This window comes from Pseudomonas sp. PB120 (genome assembly GCF_009761815.1).
In the GTDB taxonomy this organism is placed as follows: domain Bacteria; phylum Pseudomonadota; class Gammaproteobacteria; order Pseudomonadales; family Pseudomonadaceae; genus Aquipseudomonas.
This window is the reverse complement of record NZ_RWIN01000028.1, coordinates 1-24,838: the sequence shown is the minus strand read 5'-3', so window position 1 is coordinate 24,838 and position 24,838 is coordinate 1. Positions and strand designations below refer to the sequence as shown.

The 24,838-nt window shown below is 59.8% G+C and carries 18 protein-coding genes; 12 read left to right on the top strand and 6 right to left on the bottom strand.

All coding sequences use genetic code 11. The annotated features are described in order from the left end of the window. Nucleotides 1-114 precede the first annotated feature (114 nt). The gene (locus EJA72_RS04125) at nucleotides 115-4,647 is read left to right on the top strand and encodes a DUF6543 domain-containing protein (protein WP_157710265.1); all 4,533 of its coding nucleotides are present in this window, start codon (nucleotides 115-117) and stop codon (nucleotides 4,645-4,647) included. A gap of 4 nt (nucleotides 4,648-4,651) precedes the next feature. Here EJA72_RS04125 and EJA72_RS04120 read toward each other — a convergent pair whose 3' ends face one another. Continuing rightward, a complete protein-coding gene (locus EJA72_RS04120) occupies nucleotides 4,652-6,169 on the bottom strand; it encodes a PLP-dependent aminotransferase family protein (RefSeq protein ID WP_157710264.1) in 1,518 nt (505 codons plus the stop codon). 91 nt (nucleotides 6,170-6,260) lie between these two features. On the opposite strand from EJA72_RS04120, the gene EJA72_RS04115 reads away from it, so the two are divergent. The 5 genes from EJA72_RS04115 (at nucleotide 6,261) to EJA72_RS04095 (ending at nucleotide 13,391) form a co-directional block, all read left to right on the top strand. After that, the gene (locus EJA72_RS04115; RefSeq protein WP_157710263.1) at nucleotides 6,261-6,884 is read left to right on the top strand and encodes an FMN-binding negative transcriptional regulator; all 624 of its coding nucleotides are present in this window, start codon (nucleotides 6,261-6,263) and stop codon (nucleotides 6,882-6,884) included. 9 nt (nucleotides 6,885-6,893) lie between these two features. Then, complete coding sequence (locus EJA72_RS04110; protein WP_157710262.1) at nucleotides 6,894-7,340, top strand: GNAT family N-acetyltransferase; 447 nt, start codon at nucleotides 6,894-6,896, stop codon at nucleotides 7,338-7,340. Between the two features lie 17 nt (nucleotides 7,341-7,357). Further along, on the top strand, nucleotides 7,358-8,029 hold the full coding sequence (locus EJA72_RS04105; RefSeq protein ID WP_157710261.1) for a GNAT family N-acetyltransferase: 672 nt from the start codon (nucleotides 7,358-7,360) through the stop codon (nucleotides 8,027-8,029). Nucleotides 8,030-8,178: 149 nt separating this feature from the next. After that, complete coding sequence (locus EJA72_RS04100) at nucleotides 8,179-11,148, top strand: autotransporter domain-containing protein (protein ID WP_157710260.1); 2,970 nt, start codon at nucleotides 8,179-8,181, stop codon at nucleotides 11,146-11,148. A gap of 200 nt (nucleotides 11,149-11,348) precedes the next feature. Further along, nucleotides 11,349-13,391 carry an autotransporter domain-containing protein gene (locus tag EJA72_RS04095; protein WP_157710259.1) on the top strand — a complete coding sequence of 681 codons (2,043 nt, stop codon included), beginning with the start codon at nucleotides 11,349-11,351 and terminating at the stop codon, nucleotides 13,389-13,391. Nucleotides 13,392-13,469: 78 nt separating this feature from the next. On the opposite strand, the gene oadA is transcribed toward EJA72_RS04095, so the two are convergent. Together oadA and EJA72_RS04085 are read right to left on the bottom strand one after the other, a co-directional pair. Next, nucleotides 13,470-15,278, bottom strand: a complete 1,809-nt coding sequence (gene oadA / locus EJA72_RS04090) for a sodium-extruding oxaloacetate decarboxylase subunit alpha (RefSeq protein ID WP_157710258.1) — start codon at nucleotides 15,276-15,278, stop codon at nucleotides 13,470-13,472. A gap of 11 nt (nucleotides 15,279-15,289) precedes the next feature. Continuing rightward, nucleotides 15,290-16,705: an acetyl-CoA carboxylase biotin carboxylase subunit gene (locus EJA72_RS04085; protein WP_008156643.1), complete on the bottom strand. Its 1,416-nt coding sequence runs from the start codon at nucleotides 16,703-16,705 to the stop codon at nucleotides 15,290-15,292. A 191-nt stretch (nucleotides 16,706-16,896) separates the two neighbouring features. Here EJA72_RS04085 and EJA72_RS04080 point away from each other — a divergent pair, with 191 nt between their 5' ends. Next, nucleotides 16,897-17,859, top strand: a complete 963-nt coding sequence (locus tag EJA72_RS04080) for a LysR family transcriptional regulator (RefSeq protein WP_157710257.1) — start codon at nucleotides 16,897-16,899, stop codon at nucleotides 17,857-17,859. Here EJA72_RS04080 and EJA72_RS04075 read toward each other — a convergent pair. From EJA72_RS04075 to uraH, 3 genes are all read right to left on the bottom strand, one after another. After that, the gene (locus EJA72_RS04075) at nucleotides 17,801-18,013 is read right to left on the bottom strand and encodes a PA3496 family putative envelope integrity protein (protein WP_157710256.1); all 213 of its coding nucleotides are present in this window, start codon (nucleotides 18,011-18,013) and stop codon (nucleotides 17,801-17,803) included. The two genes, EJA72_RS04080 and EJA72_RS04075, sit on opposite strands and share 59 nt — an antisense overlap. A gap of 294 nt (nucleotides 18,014-18,307) precedes the next feature. Continuing rightward, nucleotides 18,308-19,174 carry a transcriptional regulator HexR gene (gene hexR, locus EJA72_RS04070; RefSeq protein ID WP_007954250.1) on the bottom strand — a complete coding sequence of 289 codons (867 nt, stop codon included), beginning with the start codon at nucleotides 19,172-19,174 and terminating at the stop codon, nucleotides 18,308-18,310. A gap of 251 nt (nucleotides 19,175-19,425) precedes the next feature. Continuing rightward, entirely contained in the window at nucleotides 19,426-19,779 is a 354-nt protein-coding gene (gene uraH, locus EJA72_RS04065; protein ID WP_008031462.1) for a hydroxyisourate hydrolase, read from the bottom strand. Nucleotides 19,780-20,209: 430 nt separating this feature from the next. Between uraH and puuE the strand changes: the two genes are divergently transcribed. From puuE to EJA72_RS04040, 5 genes are all read left to right on the top strand, one after another. Then, nucleotides 20,210-21,136, top strand: a complete 927-nt coding sequence (puuE, locus tag EJA72_RS04060) for an allantoinase PuuE (RefSeq protein WP_178129041.1) — start codon at nucleotides 20,210-20,212, stop codon at nucleotides 21,134-21,136. Continuing rightward, complete coding sequence (gene uraD / locus EJA72_RS04055; protein WP_157710255.1) at nucleotides 21,133-21,648, top strand: 2-oxo-4-hydroxy-4-carboxy-5-ureidoimidazoline decarboxylase; 516 nt, start codon at nucleotides 21,133-21,135, stop codon at nucleotides 21,646-21,648. Before puuE ends, uraD begins: the two co-directional genes overlap by 4 nt. A gap of 86 nt (nucleotides 21,649-21,734) precedes the next feature. Then, nucleotides 21,735-22,730: an allantoicase gene (gene alc, locus EJA72_RS04050; protein ID WP_157710254.1), complete on the top strand. Its 996-nt coding sequence runs from the start codon at nucleotides 21,735-21,737 to the stop codon at nucleotides 22,728-22,730. 146 nt (nucleotides 22,731-22,876) lie between these two features. Then, nucleotides 22,877-23,380: an ureidoglycolate lyase gene (locus tag EJA72_RS04045; RefSeq protein ID WP_157710253.1), complete on the top strand. Its 504-nt coding sequence runs from the start codon at nucleotides 22,877-22,879 to the stop codon at nucleotides 23,378-23,380. Nucleotides 23,381-23,430: 50 nt separating this feature from the next. Next, a complete protein-coding gene (locus EJA72_RS04040) occupies nucleotides 23,431-24,732 on the top strand; it encodes a urate hydroxylase PuuD (protein ID WP_178129040.1) in 1,302 nt (433 codons plus the stop codon). Nucleotides 24,733-24,838 lie beyond the last annotated feature (106 nt).

Here is a 24,838-nt window from a genome sequence, read left to right as displayed (position 1 = left end):
CGCGGGTCTTTTTTTGCCTGCGATAAATATGTACCACCCGGGCAGTGGAGCGCCTCTTTACCTTCGGTGCACCCAGAGGCTTTCCCAGCCTCGATATTTCCCCCGGTAGCTACCATGAGCCCCAACCTTACACCCAGAAATGACACGACGCCCTTAGTGGAAACCAGCGACCTGGTGAGCCAGACCAGCCAAGGCCCCGCCCTCAGTGAAGTGGCCTCGCACCTGCTGCGCCAGGCGTTGGCAAAGTCCTACCCGGCACTGCAAATCGACCCTGACAACACCTTCATCGCCGCACCTCAGTGGCTCGAAGTGCAAGACCAGCTCGAGGCTGGCCCGACCCGGTTCGAATCACTGACATTGGCCCTCGCACGCCAGGGCCTGTATGGCACCCGGGCCAACTTCCTCGAAGGCGAGCATTTCCTGACCCTGGAACCGGACAGTAAAAACCCGGTGCACCTCGCCGTCAGCATCGAAGAGATTGCCCAGACGCTCAACAACCTGACGGCCATGCTGTTTGTCGAACTTCAGGTTCGGCAACTGGCCTTCTGGAATGCCAAAGGGCACAAGATTACCCGTTGGGAAGAGCTCTCCGACACCTTGCGCAAGATGCTGAATGTGCAGCAGGTAAAAGGTTGGGACGCCGATGAATGCGCGATGGCCCTCGAAGTGTTCCGCGACCCGGACCGGGCCACCCGAAAAAATGTGAACGGCGAATTTTCCGCGATTCAAGCCTGCCTGATCGACATCGACATCGCGGGCGCCCAGGTCAACGGCCATCTGCTGATCGGTGGCGCGCTGGTCCTCAAGGCCACCTATCGCCAACGTTCATTGCTGGTGATGTACACCATCGAACGCGCCTACGAGTCGTTCAGTTCGATGGAAGAACTGGGCAATTCGCTGCCCGAACGCCTGCAAGAACTGGCAGACAACCGCGCCCTGACATGGCGGCTGTACGAGCCGCACGGCAACATCTTCGATCACATGGCGTGGGCGTTGGTGTCGTCACAACTGGATGCCATCAACGAATTGCGCATTCTGGAGACCCCGGTAGACGATGACTTCGAGCCAGAATCAGGGCTCGACCTCGAAGAAAAAGCGCGACTCCTGCAACTCAACGCCGCGATTCCCGACTGGCTGCGTAACGGCTCGGCCAACGATATTCAGGACTACGGCCATTACATCCGCTCCCTGGGCAAGCTGTATCGCCAACCTGCCAGCCTCCAGGCCAGGGCTGAAATACCGTCCATCACCGACTATGCCCAACGCCGGATGCGCGAAGCGATCATTGCTGATCCACTGGCAATCGGCGCAGCGAGCCTTCCATTGAATGAACTGCAGATTAAAATCACTAACAGCTTTACGGCCGGGAACCTCACCCTCCCCAACCCGCTCGACCAGCGCATCGAATCACTGGCCGACTTTGCCTTGGAGAACGAGGCGCCCTATCAAGCGACGGTCTATTTCAAGGGCGGCGATACCGTCCCGCAATGGCTAACCGCTGATTTTCTCACCACCTTGGCCGCGCAGGTGGACGTCGGCAAGTCTTACCCCGCCTTGATCAAGCCCAAGCTGGTGGATGATCGGGTGTCCTCCCTGCGTCAGGAGCATTTCTATCGCGACCAGTTACGTCTGCTGTTGCCACTCCAGGCCCTCGAAGCCCGGCTCAAGCCGCAAACCGGTGTGGACGGACGCGGGGACCAATACATCAACGAGTTGCTCGATTCGGACCTGACGCCCAAAACCATTGCCTTGTACCCGCTGACGATGACCCCGCACCATCGCTTGATCAGCACCAGCGACACCGTGGCCAACATGTTCATCATCAGCCCTCGCGGCACCGTCAACGCACCTTGCTTGTTGTACCGACCGATGTTCGACGAGCCCCTTCTGCAATTTCCCTCAAGGCAAAACCTGCTGTACGCCTTTCACCAGCCCGGCGACCTCAGGAATTCGGTGCTGGCCTGGCTGCCTGACAAGGCCCTGAGCTTTGAATACGCCCAATATGTTTTCCCCACCGGGCTGCCTTCTCCGTGGCTGGTCGCGGAACAAGTGGTCAATCCGTTCCAGCGCGCAGCAAAGTTCGGCAGCGTTGCGCTCGAAAGCATCGAGGTCGCCGGCGACGTGCTGTCGGCCCTGTTCAAAAGCAACGCCAAGGCATTGGTGGACCTTGCCGATCGGCAAGCGCAATCCAATGCCGAACGACGCTGGAGCGTTTTGAAAGAAAGTGGCTGGGCGCTGTTCAACGTCGCCTCGAACTTCCTCAGCGGCGCAGTCGGCACCGCCGTCTGGGTCTGGCAAACCATCAACGAGATTCAGCAGGCGCTCGATGCCCACGAACGGGGTGACAAGTTCGTCGAGTGGACATCCGTGTCGGACATCTTGCTGACGGTGGGCATCATTCTCAGCCATCACGCGGCGATGCGACGGAAAAAAGTTTCGAGCAAACCGCGCCCCAAACCATTGCCAATGGATGAATCGCCAGCACTGGAAGCAGAGCCTGCAACCATTACGCTCAATCCCGACCCGCTGTCCCCGGAGCTTCCACCCAGCCACCTCTCTTCGCTGGATCTGGCTGGTACGGTTCCACGTCGCTCACCCACGGCGTTGGGCGCATTTCTCGATACGCTGAAAGTGGCGGCACCGGATATTTCCAGCACAAGCGTCACCAAGGTAAAAGCGTCGCCCCCGCCTGTTTATCAACATGACGACCATTACTACGCCCAGGTCGGGGATCGCTGGTTTCACGTCAACCATCCAGGCGATGAAGACGTTCACATCCTGTACCCGGACCAGCCGGCACGGCAGGGACCGTATCTGATGGACAGTGGCAAGGGGCAATGGGTGCTCGACCTGCGCCTGCGCTTGCGAGGCGGTGCCGGGAATGCAATGAGCCGTCACCAGGAAGCGGCCAACGAGCAACGTAGAAGCAATCTGGATGACGCGCTTATCGCCTTCAGGTCCCAAGAAAAGGTCAAGGAAGGCGAACTGAACCGCTCGCAGAACGATATGCAGCAGGCCAGCACCGAAGACCACGACCAAAAAACCGCGGCTTATATTGAAAAACTGGACGCGAGTATCGAAGACTATCGCCACGCGCTGGAACAACTTCGCGAATGGCGCACCCTCGGAGGGACGGAGAACTATCAGGAAAACCTGCTGCGCATGAGCATTGCGTTGCAGCGAAGTCTGTCTTTGTGGTTTGTCGTCAAACGGTCCGAGTATGCCCAGGCCATCAACATCATGACCCGAACTGCGCAAGCCGACCCGGTGCCAAGACAAGACTATGTCGAGCAAATCCAGAAAGCCTCCACCCTCGGTCAGGAAATGGCGGAGAAAGTAAGCCTGTCGACATCGACCCTCGAAGGGATGCGCGCTGCCGGCAAATCAGGCGTCGAAAGTGCGATGAAAATCCGCAAGCTGGCACCTTCGTTTACCGAGCTGGATCTCAAGGCCAATGAGATCGGCATGGCCCAGGAGTTGTGCCTCATTGAGCAGACCAGCCCGCTGATGCAGCAGGCTCGTGTTGCGGTGGGCAAGATCGTGGTCAGTGCAGCGAAGGCGGCCATTCAAATAGCCGACCTGATGAAAGTCAAAGGTGAGCCTTTCGATGTGCACGCGCTCATCGAGCACCTGAGCGCTCTCGTGGAGACACTGGCCGACGCCGAGCAGCGTATCAAGGAGCTCCCGGCCACTTACCCCGGTCTCGTCAGGCAGCCCAAACTCAACCACCTGCTCAACCTGATCGATGAGTTTTCAACACTGGCCCAAAACCGCCTGCAGGCGTTGCTGCCAGAACCGGAACCCATAGACGCCCTGCCCACTGTCGATCGACAACAGCCAGGTCCGTCACGCCAACCGATTAAAGTGCGCAAGACCCGGCCACGGGACGGTAGCAAACACGAGCCGGACAGGATCGGGGAGGATTCACTCAAGCGAATTTCGCCAGCTCTTTATCAGCAACCGGCTCCGACCCTGGACGACCTGGAAACGGTCGCGGCTGGCCTCGAATTGAATCTGGACACGACCAAGTTCATTGAACGCACCCGCAAAGACGCGCTGCTGCCACGACGCATCCCTGCCGAAATGCAGGACATGTTCGATCAACAGGCCCTGAAACTGGAGCAGGTAGCCAGCAGCGTTGATCAAGCCGTGATCAACAGCACAAAAAACGGAGGCGCCCCAATCCCGGTGGCCTCGCTGAGCGCCGAACTGCGTGACGGCGCCAGCCGCTTGCGCAAAGAAGGTGTCAGCGTTCGGGCCGACCTGTACACGCGACGCAAACCGACCCAGAGCACTTTCAAATGGATGCACGAAAACGTTCAGCTCGACATTAGCCGCGATAAACGAGGCCGCATCCAGACTCGAGGGCTTGGCGACTTTTTCCAGGAGTACCGGATTGCCGACAAAACCCGCGACAAGCCGTTGTGGGTAGCGCACTTCCATTACGAAACCCGGTCGAGTCCGGCGAGTGCGCCCACGGCGGCCCATTTGAAAGTCGCGGATGACTATCTGAAAACCCTGGCGCTGGAGCAACAAAGGGTTTTGAACATTGTCGAGCCGATCGATGGCGTGTTGCGCAAGATTGACGATCCTGCGCTACGAAAACTTTTTCTGGACCTGGAGCCACAGCCTGAACAACCTGAGTAGCCACTCAACGGCGCCAGACTTTTTCCAGTCGCCCGAGTGCTGCGCTGATGTCCACCTCGGGTACTGCCGCAAACCCCAGGACCAGCCCGGCACGCTGGTCCAGCGGTGTTGGCGAGTCTGGCAACCAATGTCGGCTCAGCGCATTGACCTCAACATCGACGCTGGCCGCTTGCTCGACCAGCTCGCACTCCCGGGCATGGGAATCGACCCTGACCGTCAAGTGCAGCCCTGTCGTGACAACTGGCAGGCTGCCGATACCGGCGATGCCCTGCGGCCAACCCGCCAACAATGCGTTGCGTCGGCTCAGTGCAGCGCGGCGCATGCGGCGGATGTGTCGCTGAAAGTGCCCCGCAGCCATGAACTCGGCCATCACCGCTTGAGTGCTGACCTCGGAATGCCGGACATCAACCGCGCGTCGCTGGGAGAAGGCATTCACCAGCGCGGGCGGCAACACCAGATACCCGAGGCGAAGCGCCGGGAACGCCACCTTGCCGAACGTGCCGACGTAAATCACCCGCCCCTGCCGGTCGAGCGCGGCCAGCGGCGCCAGTGGTGCTCCGCTGTAACGGTACTCGCCATCGTAATCGTCCTCGATGATCCAGCCGTCGGCGCGCTCAGCCCAGGCCAGCAATTCGAGGCGCCGCGCCAGGCTCATCACCACCCCGGACGGGTACTGGTGCGACGGTGTCACATAGGCCAGACGGCAATCGCCCAGCCCCGCCAACGCCTTGCAATCGATACCCTCGCTGTCCACCGCCACCCCGTGCAATCGCGCACCGGCCACGGCGAACGCGTGACCGGCCGCGCGGTACCCCGGATTTTCAATCGCCACCCCATCCCCCGGTTCCACCAGCAATTGCGCGCACAGGCTGATGCCCTGTTGCGCACCACTGGTGACCACGATCTGCTCGGCCGTGCATTGCATGCCGCGCGAACTGCGCAAATACGCCGCGATCATCCCGCGCAGACGCTCGTCACCTTGCGGCGCGCCATAACACAGCTGCTGCAAATCCGGTTTACGCCAGAACGCCGCATTCAGCTTGGCCCACACCTCGAACGGAAACAGATCGAACGCCGGGACACCCACCCGAAATGCCCGGGGCGGCCCGCTCGGTGGTGTCGGCAAATGGTTCTTTTCGACCCGTTCCAGCGCCCCGCTGTAAAGGGTCTTGGTGGGCAGCACTACGGGCACAATCGTGGAATCCTTCGCGGGTATTTTCGCCGATGGCTTTTTCACAGAAGCCGTCGCCTGCGGCAATTGCGCAACGTAGGTGCCATCGCCCACTCGCCCCTCGATAAACCCTTCGGCGTAGAGCTGATCGTAGGCACGCACCACGCTGTTGCGGGAAATCGCCAACGCCGCCGCCAGATCCCGACTGGCCGGTAAACGCGTTCCGCTGGCCAGTCGCCCGTCCAGCACCCGAACCCGCAACGCCTGATACAGCTGACGGCTCAAACCCTGGCGGCGATCAAGTTCAATACCCGCCGGATTGAAAGACAGGGACAGCGGCGCGTCTTGCATGACAATGGACCTATAAAAATCGTCGTTAATGGCTCTTACAACAGACCAATAGCCTGCCTAGGATGCAGGCATTCGCCAAGGAATATTTTCCATGTACACGCCCAGCGCCTTTGCCCTCGAAGATTTGCAAGAACTGCAGCAACAGATACTCGGCACCCGCCTCGCCCTGCTCGTCACCCATGGCGACCAAGGCCTGCAAGCCAGCCATTTGCCCTTGCTGCTGAACACGGACGAAGGTCCGAATGGCACGCTGTATGGCCATTTTGCCAAGGCCAATCCGCAATGGAAGGAACTGCAGAACGGCGCCGAAGCGCTGGTCATTTTTGCCGGTGCCGATGCCTACGTCAGCCCCGGGTTTTACCCGAGCAAAGCCGAGCACGGCAAAGTCGTGCCGACCTGGAACTACGTCGCCGTGCACGCATATGGCACCGCCGAGGTGTTCACCGACGCCGAGCGCCTGCGCAACCTGGTCAACGCGCTCACCGATCGCCATGAAGCCGGCCGCGCCCAACCGTGGAAAGTGGCCGATGCACCGGCCGACTACATCGACGGCATGCTCAAGGCCATCGTCGGTTTTGCCTTGCCGATCCAGCGCCTGGAAGGCAAACGCAAGCTCAGCCAAAACCGCAACACCGCCGACATCGCCGGCGTGCGCGAAGGGCTGGCCGCCAGCCCCGACGTGCACGACCAGGCCCTCGCCCACTTGATGCGTTAAGGAATGAACATGAGTCAGATCGACATTCGCCAGGTCACCGCCGACGATCACGCCGCGTGGCTGCCGCTGTGGCAAGCCTACTTGCGCTTCTACAACACCGAATTGCCAGAAGCCGTCACCCAAAGCACCTGGCAGCGCCTGCTCGACCCAAGCGAACTGACACATTCGGCATTGGCCTGGGTCGATGGCAAAGCGGTGGGCATGGTCAACTTCATCTACCATCGTTCGAACTGGAGCATCGAAAACTCCTGCTACCTTCAAGACCTGCTGGTAACGCCTGAAACCCGTGGCACCGGCATCGGGCGCAAACTGATCGAATTCGTCTACGCCACTGCCAAGGCGGACGGTTGCTGCAAGGTTCACTGGCTGACTCACGAAACCAACGCCACCGCGATCCAGCTCTACGAGCGCATCGCCGAACGCGGCGGTTTCATCCAGTTTCGCAAATCCATCTAACGTTCAAGGAGAACACCATGTCGACTTCACTCGCGGACTGGAAAGGCGTCCCCGCACCGACGGTTCAAACCATCGAAGGGCGTTTCATCCGCCTGGAAAAACTCGACCCGGCGCGTCACGCCGACGGTTTGTTCAAAGCCCTGCAAGGCCCCGGCGCGGACCCGAAACTCTGGGATTACTTGCCTTACGGCCCGTTCCCGGAGCGCAGTGCCTTCAACGACTGGCTGAACAATCATGCCGCCGCCAGCGACCCGTATTTCTTCAGCGTGATCGACCGTGCCAGCGGCGACGTACAAGGCATCCTCAGCCTGATGTCGATCGTCCCGGCACAGGGCCGCATCGAAATCGGCCACGTGACATTCGGCGCACCGATGCAGCGTTCGCCGAAAAGCACCGAGGCGGTTTATCTGCTGGCCAAGGAATCCTTTGCCCTGGGCTACCGCCGCCTGGAATGGAAATGCAACAACGGCAACGCCCGCTCCAAGTACGCGGCCGAACGGCTGGGCTTCAGTTTTGAAGGCGTGTTTCGCCAGCACATGATGGTGAAAGGTCAAAATCGCGACACCGCGTGGTACTCGATTCTGGACTCGGAATGGCCGGCGATCGGGGCCGGGTTTGAGCGGTGGTTGAGCGATGAGAATCAGGCGGGGTCGGGGCAGGTGAAGACGTTGGCGGAGTGCCGCGTTTAGTCTTCTGCGCCTGAATCGAAGCTTCGCGGTCAAGGTTTTGCCCGCGAAGCTTTTGGTGATCGTTAACGTACGGCTTCCCAAATACATCATTCTGTAAAAACCTTCCGCTATACCAGACGGCCCGCTTATAACAAAAAGGCCGTTCACCCATGTCCCTCACGCCCCAGCGCCTGACGCTTGCCATCGCCCTGCTTGGCAGCGCCAGCGCCAATGCCGTCCCTGCCCCTGCGAAAACCGTGCAGGTCGATACCGCCACGACGACCGTGCAAAGCCTCGGCGGCAGCGACTCCTTGACGATCTCGGCGCCCGGCAGCATCACCAACACGGACAAGGTCGTGAACCTGAAGGACGGCACCAGCGGTGCCGGCGTGGTCATCGACAACTCGGGCAAGATTATCGCCACCACGGGTCGGGCCATCGACAGTTCGGGGGACATTACCCAAGCGCGCACCTACCGCATTTACAACCGGGCCAATGGGCAGATCCTCGGCGCCAACGATGCGCTGCGCATCAACAGCAATTTCGCCAGCGGCAGTCTGTTGATCGACAACAGCGGCATCATCCGCTCCACCACCGGCCAGGGGCTGGACCTGGATGCGTTGCGCAGTGCCGGCGTCACCACCACCATCATTAACCGCGAGGGTGGCTTGATTCGCGGGGACGCCAGCGATGGCATGAAGACCGGCGCCAACGCGACGATCACCAACTACGGCGAGATTTCTACCGGTGATTCCAGAACCGCCGACGACAAGTTCGACGGCATCGACATCGACACCGCCACCGGCGTGACGGTCACCAACTACGGCAGCATTTCCGGCGGCCGTCATGGCATCACCACCGACCTTGGCGCGACCCTGACCAACTACGGCCAAATCACCGGCCGCAACGGCTCAGGTTTCGGTTCCGACGGTGACGGCACGGTGATCAACCATGGCACCATCACTGGCGCCTACTCGGGCCTGCAACCGAACGGCGACGGCGATGGCGTGGACATCGACAAGCTGGCCCACATCGAAAACTACGGCATCATCCAGGGTGTCGGCGCAGGTGGCGTGGACAAGGGCGGGTTCGCCAATGGCAGCGAAGGCATCGCGTTGGGCGGTGGCTACATTTTCAACGCCAAGGGCGCGCTGATCAGCGGCGCCAACAGCGCCATCCTCGTGGATGACGGCAGTGGAGGAACGGGCGTTGCAGCGACCACACTGGAAAACTTCGGCACGATCCAGGGCCTGGACGGTTTCGGCGTGAAGTTCGTCGGCGAGTTTGCCGACAGCGTGATCAACGGCGGCACAATCACCGGCAGTAACGGGTTGGCCCTCGACCTGGGCGGCGGCAACGACAGCCTGACGCTGCGCAATGGCAGCCGCTTTGTCGGCGTGGTCGACGGTGGCACCGGTTACGACCGCGTGGTGATGGACGACGCGGCGGGCGGCAGCTTCGGGGCGAGCCGCAATTTCGAATGGCTGGAGGTCAAGCAAGGCGCCTGGACCCTGAACGGCAGCGATGATTTCAGCGACGGCGGCGCAGTGCGTAATGGCGCGACGCTGATCAACCAGGGTGGGATCGCCGGCAACCTGACCGTCGACGCAGGCGGTGTGTATGCCGGCGGCGGTGCGGTGGGCAACTTGCTGGTCAACGGCACGTTGCAGACCAACACCCGACTCGGCACCGCGACCATCACCCATGATTTGACAATGGGCAGCGGTTCAACCCTGGCGTATGGGGTGAATGCCGACGGCAGCAGCGCCCCGATCAAGGTCGGCGGCGTCGCCAACCTGAATGGCGCAACCCTGGCGGTGAACCCCGGCAGCGGCACGTATCCGTGGCAGAGCCACTACACCGTATTACAAGCGGCGACCATCAACGGCACCTTTGGCAAGGTCACCAGCGACTACGCATTCATCACGCCGACCCTGGCCTACAGCCCAAACCAGGTCGACCTGACTTACACGCGCAATGACGTTTCCTTCAATGATTTTGCGGTCACCGGCAACGGCAACAGTGCCGCCAACAGCCTCACCTCCCTGGGCAAAAACAATGCGCTGTATAACGCGCTGCTCAACACAACGACCACGTCGGCGGGCGCGGCCATCGAGCAACTGGCCGGCACCAGCAACGCCAACCTGACCAGCGCCACCCTCGGCGCAAGCAGCCAGGTCGGTGGCAGCATGCTGTCGGCCATGCAGCAGATGGGGGGCACTTCAGGTTTGCTGGTCGGCCTGGATCAACGAGACACCCCGGTGCTTGCATCCAACGGCGTTCCGTCCGAAGCCCGCAACCTCAACGACCCGAACGCCCAGGGACGACTCTGGCTGCAAGCCATCGGCGGCTACGGCAAACTCGACGGCGAGCACGGCAGCAGCGGCCTGGAGCAACGCACCAAAGGCAGCGTGATCGGTGCCGACTGGGCGCTGGATCCGCAATGGCGCCTCGGCCTGCTGGGCGGCTACTCGAAGACCGATCTGGATGCCACGGGTGTCGATGGCAATGTCGAGAGCTGGCACGCCGGTGTCTATGCCCTGCGCCAAAGCGGCCCGTTCGCCCTGCGCCTGGGCGCGGCCTACAGCGGCCATCAGGGAGAAAGCAAACGCACCATCGCCTTCAACGGTTTCAGCGATCGCCCAAAAGGTGATTACGACGCCGACAGCCAACAAGCTTTCGCTGAACTCGGCTACGCGATGGGCAGCGGCCGGCTCAGCGCCGAACCGTTCGCCACCCTCGGCTACCAGCGTTATCACCGCGACAGCTACACCGAAAAAGGCGGCGCTGCTGCGCTGCAGGTCGATGAACAAACCCAGGACAACTTCAGCAGCACCTTCGGCCTGCGCCTGGCGCACCTGAGTTCGCTGGAAAACGGCATGAGCCTGACCCCGCGCATGACTGCGGGCTGGAAGCACACGTATGGCGATGTCAGCAGTTCAACGCGACAGGCGTTCGTGGTGGGCGGTACGGCGTTCAGCGTCGATGGCAGTTCACTGGATCGCGACAGCCTGGTGCTAGAGGCGGGGTTGGACCTGGGGATCTCTGCACGGCATTCGGTGGGGGTTGGGTACAGCGGGGAGATTGGGAGCAACAGCCGTAATCATGGGTTGATTGGGCAGTGGCAGATGAGTTTCTGATCTTTTGATAGCAGGCGATGGTTCGATGGGTTGTATGAAAGTTCGTCGGTTCGCACGGATAAAAACGACCGAGGCCAAGTAGTCGCCAATTTTCTTCAAAACTATCTGACGCCGCCTGCAATCCTGCCGGAAGCAGCTGACATCGGCAGCCATAGCCTTCTAATTAGAGTTTGGCCTCCTTAAAACAGAGGCCGTACTCGATGTCCGTCAAACATAAAAACCGCCCACATCACCTGGCTTTGGCCATAGCGCTGGCGCTGGGTTGTGCTGAATTTACAACAGCTCAATCGCTGCCTGCTCCTACCGAACCCGCCGGGTCCGCTGATATAACCGAGCCCGTTGCTCAACCGGAAATTCATCCGTTTGATAGGTTTACCGCCTTTTTAAACGCTAGCGACACAGTTCCAAAAGTAATCAACAAACCGCAGACAGCTGTGAAAGGCAAAGGCGTCAACGACCTCATCGTCGTCAAAAACGGAGGCAGCATCAAAGGTCAAGCCGATGGTGGTGGTGGAACGAACTTCATTCACCTGGATGCATCGGATGGCGGTACGCTGGAGCTCACTCGCAATTTCGACGGACTTTATATTTCGCAAGGTGAATGGACGCTGACAAGTACAGGAGATTTCAAAGAAGTAGGTGTTGGCGTGCTGAGTGGCGCCACTCTGACCAATAACGGAATAATCGAAGGCGGCGCAATTGCGGCCGGAAAGTTTTTCAACTACGGCGACATAAAGGGGCATGTGACCGTCGAGGATGGCGGTGTTTTTGCGGGCTCAGGCACGGTCGGGGGGCTGGAGGTGCATGGCCTGCTGTACGTCGATAGAACGCACGGCGCCCCATCGGTCAAAGGCGACCTGACACTTCATGAAACCGCCATACTGGCCTATGAGGTTGCGCCCGACGGTCGCGGAGAAACGATCAAAGTCGAGGGCACGGCCAAACTCGGCAACGCAACTCTCAAACTTGTCACATCAACGATTGGATACCCGCAAAGTACTCGATACACCGTTATCGAGGCCGACAGGATTGAAGGTGAATTCAGTAGGGTCGAGAATGACCTGGCGTACATGGAATATGAGCTGCACTACGAAGACCCCAACGCTGTCGGCCTGACCTTCACGCGCAACGGGTTACCTTTCGAGAAATTCGCAACTGACGGCAACAGTCGAGAGCTTGCCCGCAGTCTTGAAAATGTAAATTCCACCAACGCCGCTATCACCGCCCTCCTCGGCACCAACACAACCACAGCCCCTTATGCGCTGGAAATACTGTCCGGCGACAGCAACGCCAACCTCGCCAGGGCCACCTTGAACAGTGACGGCCCGGTCAGCGAAACCATGCTCTCGGCCATGCGCCAACTCGATTCCACCGCAGGGTCCAGCCATCAGAAAAACGCGCCACGCGTGGCTGCCGGAAATGAGTCCGATGGCAGGGTCTGGGTCCAGGCGCTCGGGCACAGCGGAAAACTGGATCGCGAATTTGACACCTTGCAACATTCAACCCAAGGACTGGTATTGGGTGCTGACTGGCGCGTCGATGAGCAATGGCGGATCGGCGTGATGGGAGGACAATCCCGGACTCGCCAGAACAGCAACGAACTCGACGGTGATCTGGACAGTTGGCACCTGGGCGCCTACGCCCTGCGTCAGGACGGACCGATGTCATTGCGCATGGGCGCGACCTACAACAGCCACGATGGAACCAGCAAACGCCGGGTCGACTTCTATGGGTTCAGTGACCGCCCAAAAGGCCAATACGATGCCAACACCCAGCAAGTTTTTGCAGAAGCGGGATACAACCTGGGCCGCGGCAACGTCAGCATCGAGCCATTTGCCAGCCTGGGCTACCAACGTTATCAGCGTGACAATTTCACAGAAAAAGGCGGTGCAGCGGCGCTGAACGTCCACAGTCAAACCGAGGAAAACCTCAGCAGCACATTCGGACTGCGACTGGCGAAACTCAATACGCTGGAAAATGGCCTGCGTTTGACCCCTCGTTTCAGTGCGGGCTGGAAGCACAACTACGGCGAGGTCTATACCGAAACCCGCCAACGTTTAGTGACAGGTGGCAAAGATTTCAGTGTTTACAGTGCGCCACTGGATCGCAACAGCCTGAAAGTCGACGCAGGCCTGGATCTGGGCCTTTCGGCACACCATACACTTGGAGTTGGCGTAACCGGTGAGATGGGGACCGACAGCCGAACCCATGGTGTGATGGGCCAATGGCGGATGAGCTTCTAAGCGCCATGAAACCGGGGCAAAAAAAAAGGGGAGCACATGCCCCCCCGAGGTTTAAAGCGGTGTATCTAGGCTGTTAAGTCAGCCTTCGATCTCGATCAGGATTTCGCCCGGATTCACCCGGTCGCCCTTGGCCACGTGAATGGCGGTGACTTTGCCGGCGATGGCCGATTGGACTTCGGTTTCCATCTTCATCGCTTCGGTGATCAGCACGGACTGGCCTGCCTTGACGGTGTCGCCTTCCTTGACCAGCACGTCGACAATGTTGCCCGGCATGGTGGTGCTGACGTGGCCCGGGGCAGTGGCTTGCTTGCGCTTGCTGCTGCCGCCGCTGACGAACTCATTGAGCGGTTCGAACACCACTTCTTCCGGCATGCCGTCGATGGAGAGGTAGAAGTGGCGCTTGCCTTCCGCCTTGACGCCGACACCGGTGATGTCGACGCGGTAGGTTTCGCCGTGGACGTCAATGACGAACTCGGTCGGTACACCTTCGCCACCCGCCGATGCCACGCCGCCTGCTTCCGGAATCGGCAACAGCACTTCCGGCGCCAGGGTGCCGGCAGCACGTTCTTCGAGGAACTTGCGGCCGATGTCCGGGAACATGGCGTAGGTCAGCACGTCTTCTTCAGACTTGGCCACCGAGCCGATTTCAGCACGCAGCTTGCTCATTTCCGGCTTGAGCAAATCGGCTGGACGAACGTCGATCACCTCTTCGCTGCCGATGGCCTGGCGACGCAGTTTTTCGTTCACGGTGCCAGGCGCCTTGCCGTAGCCACCTTGCAGGTAGAGCTTCACTTCGTTGGTGATGGTCTTGTAGCGCTCGCCGGCCAGCACGTTGAAGAATGCCTGGGTGCCGACGATCTGCGAGGTCGGGGTCACCAGCGGCGGGAAGCCGAGGTCTTCACGAACGCGCGGGATTTCGGCCAGCACTTCGCTCATGCGATTCAGGGCGCCCTGCTCTTTCAGCTGGTTGGCCAGGTTGGAAATCATCCCGCCCGGTACCTGGTTAACCTGTACGCGAGTGTCGACGGCGGTGAATTCGCTTTCGAACTGGTGGTACTTCTTGCGCACGGCGTAGAAGTACAGACCGATTTCCTGCAGCAGTTCCAGGTTCAGGCCGGTGTCGAATTCGCTGCCTTTGAGGGCGGCAACCATCGATTCGGTGCCTGGGTGGCTGGTGCCCCAGGCGAAGCTGGAGATCGCGGTGTCAATGTGGTCGGCACCGTTTTCGATGGCCTTGAGTTGGCACATCGCGGCCAGACCCGCGGTGTCATGGGAGTGAATGAAAACCGGCAGCGACTGCTCGGATTTCAACGCCTTGACCAGTTCGCCAGTCGCGTACGGCGTCAGCAGGCCCGCCATGTCCTTGATTGCCACCGAGTCGCAACCCATGGCTTCCATTTGTTTGGCTTGTGCCACAAACGCGTCGATGGTGTGCACCGGGCTGGTGGTGTACGCGATGGTGCCTTGGGCGTGTTTACCCGCCGCTTTCACGGCTTCGATGGCGACACGCAGGTTACGCACGTCGTTCATGGCGTCGAAAATGCGGAATACGTCGATGCCGTTGACCGCGGCCTTGGCGACGAAGGCCCGGACCACGTCGTCGCTGTAGTGGCGGTAGCCCAGCAGGTTCTGGCCACGCAGCAGCATTTGCAGACGAGTGTTAGGCAGCGCGGCGCGCAGTTGACGCAGGCGCTCCCACGGGTCTTCTTTCAGGAAACGTACGCAGGCGTCGAAGGTCGCGCCGCCCCAGCATTCCAGCGACCAGTAGCCGACTTTGTCGAGCTTGTCGCAGATCGGCAGCATGTCTTCGGTGCGCATGCGGGTCGCGAGCAGCGATTGGTGGGCGTCGCGCAGGATTGTGTCAGTTACGTGGATTTGTTTGCTCATTGTTCTATTCCTCACAGGCCTGCGTGGGCGGCGATGGCGGCGGCGATGGCCAGGGCCAGCTCTTCGGGTTTGCGCTTGATCGAGTAGTTGGTCAGTTCAGGGTGGCTTTCAACGAAGCTGGTATTGAACTGGCCGCTACGGAATTCCGGGTTACGCAGGATTTCCTGGTAGTACGCGGCGGTGGTCTTGACCCCTTGCAGACGCATGTCGTCGAGGGCACGCAAGCCACGGTCCATCGCCTCTTCCCAGGTCAACGCCCACACCACCAGTTTCAGGCACATGGAATCGTAGAACGGCGGAATGGTGTAGCCGGTGTAGATCGCCGTGTCGGTTCGAACACCGGGGCCGCCGGGTGCGTAATAACGGGTGATCTTGCCGAAGCTCGGCAGGAAGTTGTTTTTCGGGTCTTCGGCGTTGATCCGGAATTGCAGCGCGAAACCGCGGTGCTGGATGTCTTCCTGTTTCACCGAAAGCGGCAGGCCGGACGCAATGCGGATCTGCTCACGCACGATGTCGATGCCGGTGATTTCTTCGGTGATGGTGTGTTCCACCTGCACCCGGGTGTTCATCTCCATGAAGTACACCTCGCCCTCGGCGAGCAGGAACTCCACGGTGCCGGCGTTCTCGTAACCCACGGCTTTGGCTGCACGCACCGACAGGTCACCAATATAGGCACGCTGTTCCGGGGTCAGTTGCGGGCTCGGGGCGATCTCGATGAGCTTCTGGTTGCGGCGCTGGATCGAGCAGTCGCGCTCGAACAGGTGCACGACGTTGCCAAAACTGTCACCGAGGATCTGCGCTTCGATGTGTTTCGGATTGACGATGCATTTTTCCAGGAACACTTCCGCCGAACCGAAGGCCTTGGTGGCTTCGGAAATGACCCGAGGAAATGCTTGTTCAAGTTCTTCTCGGCTGTCGCAGCGACGGATACCACGACCACCACCACCGGAAGTCGCCTTGAGCATCACCGGATAACCGATGCGATCGCCTTCGATCAAGGCTTCGGCAATGTCTGCGACGTTGCCTTCGGTGCCCGGGGTGACGGGTACGCCCGCCTTGATCATGCTGCGACGGGCTTCAGTTTTGTCGCCCATGCGGCGAATCACTTCAGCCGATGGGCCGATGAACTTGATGCCGCGTTCGGCGCAGATATCGGCCAGCTCCGCGTTTTCCGAGAGGAAACCGTAACCGGGATGCAGGGCATCACAACCGGTTTCCACCGCCAGATTCACCAGCTTGCGCGCATTCAGGTAACCGGCCAGTGGCTCGGCACCGATGCTGTGGGCTTCATCCGCGCGCTTTACATGCAAGGCATGACGGTCGGCGTCGGAATAGATCGCGACCGAGCGAATGCCCATTTCGGCGCAGGCACGCACGATTCGTACGGCAATCTCACCACGGTTGGCGATCAGGATCTTTTTTATCACTTGGAGGTTCCCTTGAGCCGGTGGTACCCACGACCTGACTAGACCAGGTCGACGCGTGACCAAATGTTTCAATTCAGTCGCGTCACCACACTAGCGCCCACAAGGGATTAACAAAAATGAATAATAATTGGGTTAGGCATTAGTAAAGACTTATAGTTGATCCATCAGCCTGCGGACAGAGTCACGATAAAATGCGTAAGTCCTTGATGCGTATGACATTACGTCAGTTACAGATCTTCAACGAGGTCTGCGATCTGAGGTCCTACAGCCGTGCGGCGGACGAAATGTCCCTCACACAACCTGCCGTGAGCCTGCAAATTCGTCAACTCGAAGAGCTGATCGGTCAGCCTTTATTCGATTACGTTGGCAAAAAGCTATATATGACCGAGGCAGCGGAAGCGCTTCAGCGCGCCAGCCGAGACATTTTCGGCCGTCTGGAAAACCTCGACATGCAGCTGTCGGACATGCAGGGATCACTACAGGGCCAACTGAAACTGGCGGTGGAATCCAGCGCCAAGTATTTCGTGCCGCATCTGTTCGCGGCGTTCAAGCGCCAACACCCCGAAGTGAATCTGCACCTGACGGTGGTGAACCGCGGACAGGTGATCAAGCGCCTGTCGGACAACCGCGATGACCTGGTGATCATGTCGATGGTCCCGCAGGACATGGGGCTGGAGTTCCTGCCCTTTCTCAACAACCCGATCGTGGCCGTGGCGCCGCCGGATCACCCGTTGAGCCACATGGGCCCGCTGCGCTTGCAGGATCTGGAGCCTTATACGCTGCTGCTGCGCGAGCCAGGTTCGGGTACACGACTGGCGTGTGAAGAGTATTTCAAAGAGAAACGCGTGCACTTCACCCAGATTCAGGAAGTTGCCTCGGCCGAAGCCCAGCGTGAATGCGTGTTGGCGGGTCTGGGCCTGGCGCTGTTGACGCGCCACGCCCTGAACCTGGAGCTGGCGACCGGCGCGCTGGTTGAGCTGCCGATCGAAGAGTTGCCGCTGTATCGCAGCTGGTGCCTGGTGCAAGCCAAGGCAAAACGGCTGTCACCGGTGGCTCACGCGTTCCTTGCGTTTATCCGCAGCGAGCGGGTGCAGATCAGCGCGCTGGTTGAGCGTTTCGACGGGAAGTTGCCGATGCTGCCTGCCAGTAATTGAGTTCCAGATCATCAGGAAAATCGCCAATCTCGGCGAGCAGTTGACGGCGTTCGCAGCGATCTTCGATAGCGCGACGAAACTCCATGCGGCGCTGATCTTCTTGCTGACGACGGGTTCTGACAGCACTGTTGCGTTCTTCGTAGGGCTGGGCCATTTCAGGTCTCCCAAGGCGAGTGCGGGAGCTTCAAGATAGGCGCGGGGGATGACGGTTTGGCGGCTCGGACGTTACAGAGTGATGAAAGTTGCTTTGGGGTGAAGGTTACTCAGTGGTGGATAGTTACTCTGTGGCGAGGGGATTTATCCCCGTTCGGCTGCGAAGCAGTCGTAAAACTATCGCACAGGATGGATAGGTTTCTGTGGTCATAACCTCAGGGGGCCGCTTCGCAGCCCAACGGGGATAAATCCCCTCGCCACAAAAGCTCCTCGCCACAGGACTCGTGCTGAACCCTCAATCGTCCAGGGCTTTGACCGACTTGGGCGACAACCGCAAGCTGCGCAGGCTGCGCTTGACGCTCTTGAGGTGATTGACCAGGCTCGGGCCGCGGGCCATGGCGACGCCCATCGCCAATACATCGATCACCACCAGGTGGGCGATGCGCGAGGTCAGCGGGGTGTAGATTTCGGTGTCTTCATGCACATCGATCGCAAGGTTGACGGTCGACAACTCTGCCAGCGGCGTCTGGCTCGGGCACAAGGTGATCAGCGATGCACCGCTTTCGCGCACCAGATTGGCGGTGATCAACAGGTCCTTGGAGCGCCCGGACTGGGAAATACAGATCGCCACGTCGGTCGGCTTCAGGGTGACCGCCGACATCGCCTGCATGTGCGGATCGGAATACGCCGCGGCGGTCAGCAGCAAGCGGAAGAATTTGTGCTGGGCATCCGCCGCCACTGCGCCCGACGCTCCAAAGCCATAGAACTCGACACGCTGCGCCTGAGACATGAGCGTCACCGCCCGCTGCAGTTCCAGCGGGTCGAGCTTCTCCCGAACCTCCATCAGGGTGTGCAGGGTGGTGTCGAAGATTTTCAGGCTGTAGTCGGCGACCGAATCGTCTTCATGGATCGCGAACTGCCCGAAACTCGCGCCCGCCGCCAGGCTCTGCGCCAGCTTCAACTTCAAGTCCTGAAACCCGGAACAACCGATGGCGCGGCAAAAACGCACGATGGTCGGTTCGCTGATGCCCACGCTGTGGGCCAGGTCGGCCATGGAACTGTGCATCACAGCGGCAGGATCAAGCAAAACATGGTCGGCAACCTTCAGTTCCGACTTGCGTAACAGGTGGCGAGACTGGGCGATGTGTTGCAGCAGATTCAAGGGGCTGGACTCTTTGTTATGGGCAGGCGCCGGGGATGTAGCACGCTTGTAGTTATACTACATGAATTGGCTTTTTGCCTGCTCAATACGTAACTGAATTGACTGGCCACCCCCTGTTTTGGCGGGGCGAGTGCGATGTAGCAGCAGGAGCGGCCTGACTCCACGCGGATTTTTTGGCAAAAAAAAGCCCGCAGTGTGAGCGGGCGAAAGACCAAAGAAGCTTTATGCGCAGGATTCTTGGGGGGAAAGTCCTAGCTTCCTCTGTAGGTCGAATAGCTGTACGGCGAAATCAGCAACGGCACGTGGTAGTGATCCTGCTCGGCAGAAATGCCGAAACGCAGCACCACGACATCCAGGAATGCAGGCTCCGGCAACTGAACGCCGCGAGCGCGGTAGTAATCACCCGCATGAAACTGAACCTGATAGACCCCGGTACGGTAGTCATCACCTTGCAGCAGCGGTGCATCGACACGGCCATCGCTGTTGGTGATCGCACTGGCAACCAATTCCAGCTGCGAACCTTCAACACGGTACAACTCGACCTTGATCGAGCTGCCCGGGCAACCATGTGCAGCGTCCAAAACGTGAGTAGTCAAACGTCCCATTGATTCTGCGCGCCTGCTGCGTGGAGCAGTCAGACCTCGCGCCTCCCGAAGTCAGTTGAAAAGGAGACCGCACCGATTCGGAGCACGAAACGTTGCGGCGAGCGATTGATTAAGACACTTTTCAAAAAAATTGTACACAATAAAAACGACATTTTTCGATCAGGCCCCGCCTTACGGGATTTGGCAGCGAATCTGGCGCCAAACCATGCGACCTGCGGACCTCTCATCCATTAGCTGACCATTCAGGCAGGTTTCTTGCACTCTCCGCTTCTAAAGCACATAAAGATGACAGCTCATCAAAAATGCGAAAATTCAGGCTTACAAAGTGAATATAAAGTTGTATACAATCAGCCCATCGCTGTGACGCCAGCCTGTCATCTCACCGCCAGGCCGCCGCACAATCTGTCATCGAACAAGAAGGAAGACTGCAGTGAGCGCTGACTACCCACGCGACCTGATCGGTTACGGCAGTAACCCTCCTCACCCACATTGGCCGGGCAATGCCCGCATCGCGCTGTCCTTCGTGCTCAATTACGAGGAAGGCGGCGAGCGCAACATCCTGCACGGCGATAAAGAGTCCGAAGCCTTCCTCTCGGAAATGGTCTCGGCCCAGCCGCTGCAAGGCGAGCGCAACATGAGCATGGAATCCCTTTACGAGTATGGCAGCCGTGCCGGCGTCTGGCGGATTCTGAAACTGTTCAAGGAATTCGACATTCCGCTGACCATCTTCGCCGTCGCCATGGCCGCCCAGCGCCACCCGGATGTGATCCACGCGATGGTCGATGCCGGCCACGAGATCTGCAGCCACGGCTACCGCTGGATCGACTACCAGTACATGGACGAAGCGCAGGAACGCGAGCACATGCTCGAAGCGATCCGCGTGCTCACCGAAATTACCGGCGAACGTCCTTTGGGCTGGTACACCGGCCGCACAGGCCCGAACACCCGCCGATTGGTGATGGAAGAAGGCGGTTTCCTCTATGACAGCGACACCTACGACGACGACCTGCCCTACTGGGAACCGAACAACCCGACCGGCAAGCCGCATTTGGTGATCCCGTACACGCTGGACACCAACGACATGCGCTTCACCCAGGTCCAGGGTTTCAACAAAGGCGACGATTTCTTCGAATACCTGAAAGACGCTTTTGACGTGCTTTACGCGGAAGGCGCCGATGCACCGAAAATGCTCTCGATCGGCCTGCACTGCCGCCTGATCGGCCGTCCGGCGCGCCTGGCATCACTCAAGCGCTTTATCGAATACGCTAAAAGTCATGAACAGGTGTGGTTCAGCCGGCGCGTCGACATCGCCCGTCACTGGCACGAAACCCACCCGTACCAAGGGGCTGCCAAATGAGCACCTTTCAAACCGTCAAACCCTCGACCCTGAGCCGCGACGCCTTCGTCAACGCCTTCGCCGACATCTACGAACATTCGCCATGGGTGGCCGAAAAAGCCTTCGACCTGGGCCTGGACGCTTCGATCGACCAGATCGAAACCCTGCACCAGCGCATGAGCGACATCCTGTTGAGCGCCGATCACGCCAGCCAGCTGGCATTGATCAACGCTCACCCGGACCTGGCCGGCAAAGCCGCCGTCCAGGGCCAACTCACCGAAGCCAGCACCAATGAACAGGCTGGCGCCGGTATTCACCAATGCACGGCCGAAGAGTTTTCTCGCTTCACCGAGCTGAACGACGCCTACAAAGCCAAGTTCAAGTTTCCCTTCATCATGGCGGTAAAAGGCAGCAACCGGCATCAGATCCTCGCGGCGTTCGAAACGCGCATTCACAACCCGGCAGACACCGAGTTCAAGTGCGCGCTGGCGGAGATCAACAAGATCGCCCTGTTCCGATTACTGACCCTATAGCGAGCCTTGCCCGAGTGTTCAAAACGCGAGAATGCCCAGGGCACTGCAAGCATCCCAAGCCAACTTATTAAAGGCAGACAAGAAGAATGAAAGCTTACGCCGTACCTTTCGAGAAGTTCGTCAACCTGGCCGACGCCCGCCTGGGCACCAAAATCATCTCGGTCACCGATGACTGGTTCGCTGATGCCAACCGCCTGTTCCAGCCGACCCCGGCTGTGTGGAAAGAAGGCGTGTTCGATGACAACGGCAAGTGGATGGACGGCTGGGAATCGCGCCGCAAGCGCTTCGAAGGCTATGACAGCGCCGTGATCCGCCTGGGTGTAGCGGGCTCGATCAAAGGCGTGGACATCGACACCTCATTCTTCACCGGCAACTTCCCGCCGTCGGCCTCCCTGGAAGCGTGCTTCCTGGCAGAAGGCGAACCGACTGAAAACACCCAGTGGGTTGAAGTGCTGTCGGCCGTCGAACTGCAAGGCAACAGCCACCACTACCACGAAATCAATAACGACCAGGCTTTCAGCCACTTGCGCTTCAACATCTACCCGGATGGCGGCGTGGCCCGTCTGCGCGTGTACGGCGTGCCACATCGCGACTGGTCGGCCGTGGGCGACAACGAACAGATCGACCTGGCCGCCGCCCTGAACGGTGGCCGCGCCCTCGCTTGCTCCGACGAACACTTCGGTCGCATGAGCAACATCCTCAACCCGGGCCGTGGCATCAACATGGGCGATGGCTGGGAAACCGCACGTCGTCGCACGCCGGGCAATGACTGGGTCATCGTCGCGCTGGGTCATGCCGGTGAAGTCGAGAAAGTCATCGTCGACACCCTGCACTTCAAGGGCAACTATCCGGACACGTGCTCGATCCAGGGCGCCTTCGTGAAGGGCGGCACCGACAGCCAGATCGAAACCCAATCGCTGTTCTGGCGCGAATTGCTGCCGGCGCAGAAACTGGAAATGCACGCCGAACACACCTTCGCCGAGCAGATCAAGGCGCTGGGCCCGATCACCCACATCCGCCTGAACGTGTTCCCGGACGGTGGTGTGAGTCGCCTGCGCGTTTTGGGCAAGGTCGCTAGATAAGCGCTGAACCTGTGGCGAGGGAGCTTGCTCCCGCTGGGTTGCGAAGCGACCCCAAAACAACAGGAGCGCTACGCACTCCAGCGGGAGCAAGCTCCCTCGCCACAAAAGCAGAACCAACAACACAGAATCCGGATAAGAAGACCAGCATGCGCACACTGACGATTGAACCGCTGACCAAAGAAGCTTTCGCCCCTTTCGGTGACGTGATCGAGACCGATGGCAGCGATCACTTCATGATCAACAACGGTTCGACCATGCGCTTTCACAAACTGGCGACGGTGGAAACCGCCACGCCAGAGGACAACGCGATCATCAGCATCTTCCGCGCCGACGCGCAGGACATGCCGCTGACGGTCAGCATGCTGGAGCGTCATCCGCTGGGCAGCCAGGCTTTCATTCCGCTGCTCGGCAACCCCTTTCTGATCGTGGTCGCGCCACTTGGCGATGAACCGGTATCAGGCTTGGTCCGCGCCTTCGTCACCAACGGCAGGCAGGGCATTAATTACCATCGCGGCGTCTGGCACCACCCGGTGCTGACGATCGAAAAGCGGGATGACTTCCTGGTGGTTGATCGCAGTGGCACAGGCAATAACTGCGATGAGCATTTTTTCAAAGAGGATGAGCGTTTGGTCCTCGCCCCCCACCAATAAGAGAAGGTCTGATCACTCGACAACAGAGTGACAGGCGTGAGGTAAAGACTGTGGAAGCACATCTGTTGGAATGGCTGAACCTGAGCGTGCGCTGGGTTCACATGATTACTGGCGTGGCCTGGATCGGTGCGTCGTTCTATTTCGTCTGGCTGGAAAACAACCTCAATCGGGTCAACCCGAAAAGCGGTCTGGCGGGCGATCTGTGGGCGATCCACGGCGGCGGTATCTACCACCTGGAAAAATACAAACTGGCTCCACCGACCATGCCGGATAACCTGCACTGGTTCAAATGGGAAGCCTACTTCACCTGGATGTCGGGGATCGCGCTGCTGTGCGTGGTGTTCTACTCCAACCCGACGCTCTACCTGCTGGCTCCCGGCAGCACACTGAGCGGTCCTGAAGGCGTGGCCATCGGTATCGGCTCGCTGTTCATCGGCTGGTTCGTCTACTCCTTCCTCTGCGACTCGGCTCTGGGCAAACGCCCTGCCCTGCTGGGTTTCATCCTGTTCGTGCTGATCATTGGCGCCGCGTACGGCTTCAGCAAAGTGTTCAGCGGTCGGGGTGCGTACCTGCACGTCGGCGCGATCATCGGCACCATCATGGTCGGCAACGTGTTCCGCATCATCATGCCGGCACAGCGCGCCCTGGTGGCGGCGATTGCCGAGAACCGCACGCCCGATCCGGCGCTGCCGGCCAAAGGCTTGCTGCGTTCGCGGCACAACAACTACTTCACCTTGCCGGTGCTGTTCATCATGATCAGCAACCACTTCCCGAGCACCTACGGCAGCCAGTACAACTGGCTGATCCTGGCCGGGATCGCGGTGCTGGCGGTGTTGGTGCGTCACTACTTCAACACCCGTCACGACAGCCACAAGTTTGCCTGGACACTGCCTGTCGCAGCCGTCGGCATGATCAGCCTGGCGTACGTCACCGGTCCTGCGCCGATGACCAGCCCGGACGTGGCCAAGGCTCCGGCGAAGATCGAATACCAGCCGCTGCCGGAAACAGCAGTGGGTGGCGGTCTGAAACCGGCTGAAGCCAAACCCGCTGAAGCGCCCGCAGCCGCACCGGCACAGGCGTCCAATGCAGGTCCCGGCTTCGACAAGGTTCACAGCGTGATCCAGGAACGTTGCGCGGTTTGCCATTCGGCGAAACCGACCAGCCCGCTATTCAGCGCAGCCCCGGCCGGTGTGATGTTCGACACCCCCGAGCAGATCCGCCAGAACGCCCCGCGCATTCAGGCGCAAGCGGTCACCAGCCAGATCATGCCGCTGGGCAACATCACCCAGATGACCCAGCAGGAACGTGACCTGATCGGCGCGTGGATTGTTCAGGGAGCCCAGACCAACTAAGCAACACAAAGCCCGTTAAAAGCGGGCTTTTGTGGCGAGGGAGCTTGCTCCCGCTGGAGTGCGCAGCGCTCCCGTTTTTTGGGGCCGCTTCGCAGCCCAGCGGGAG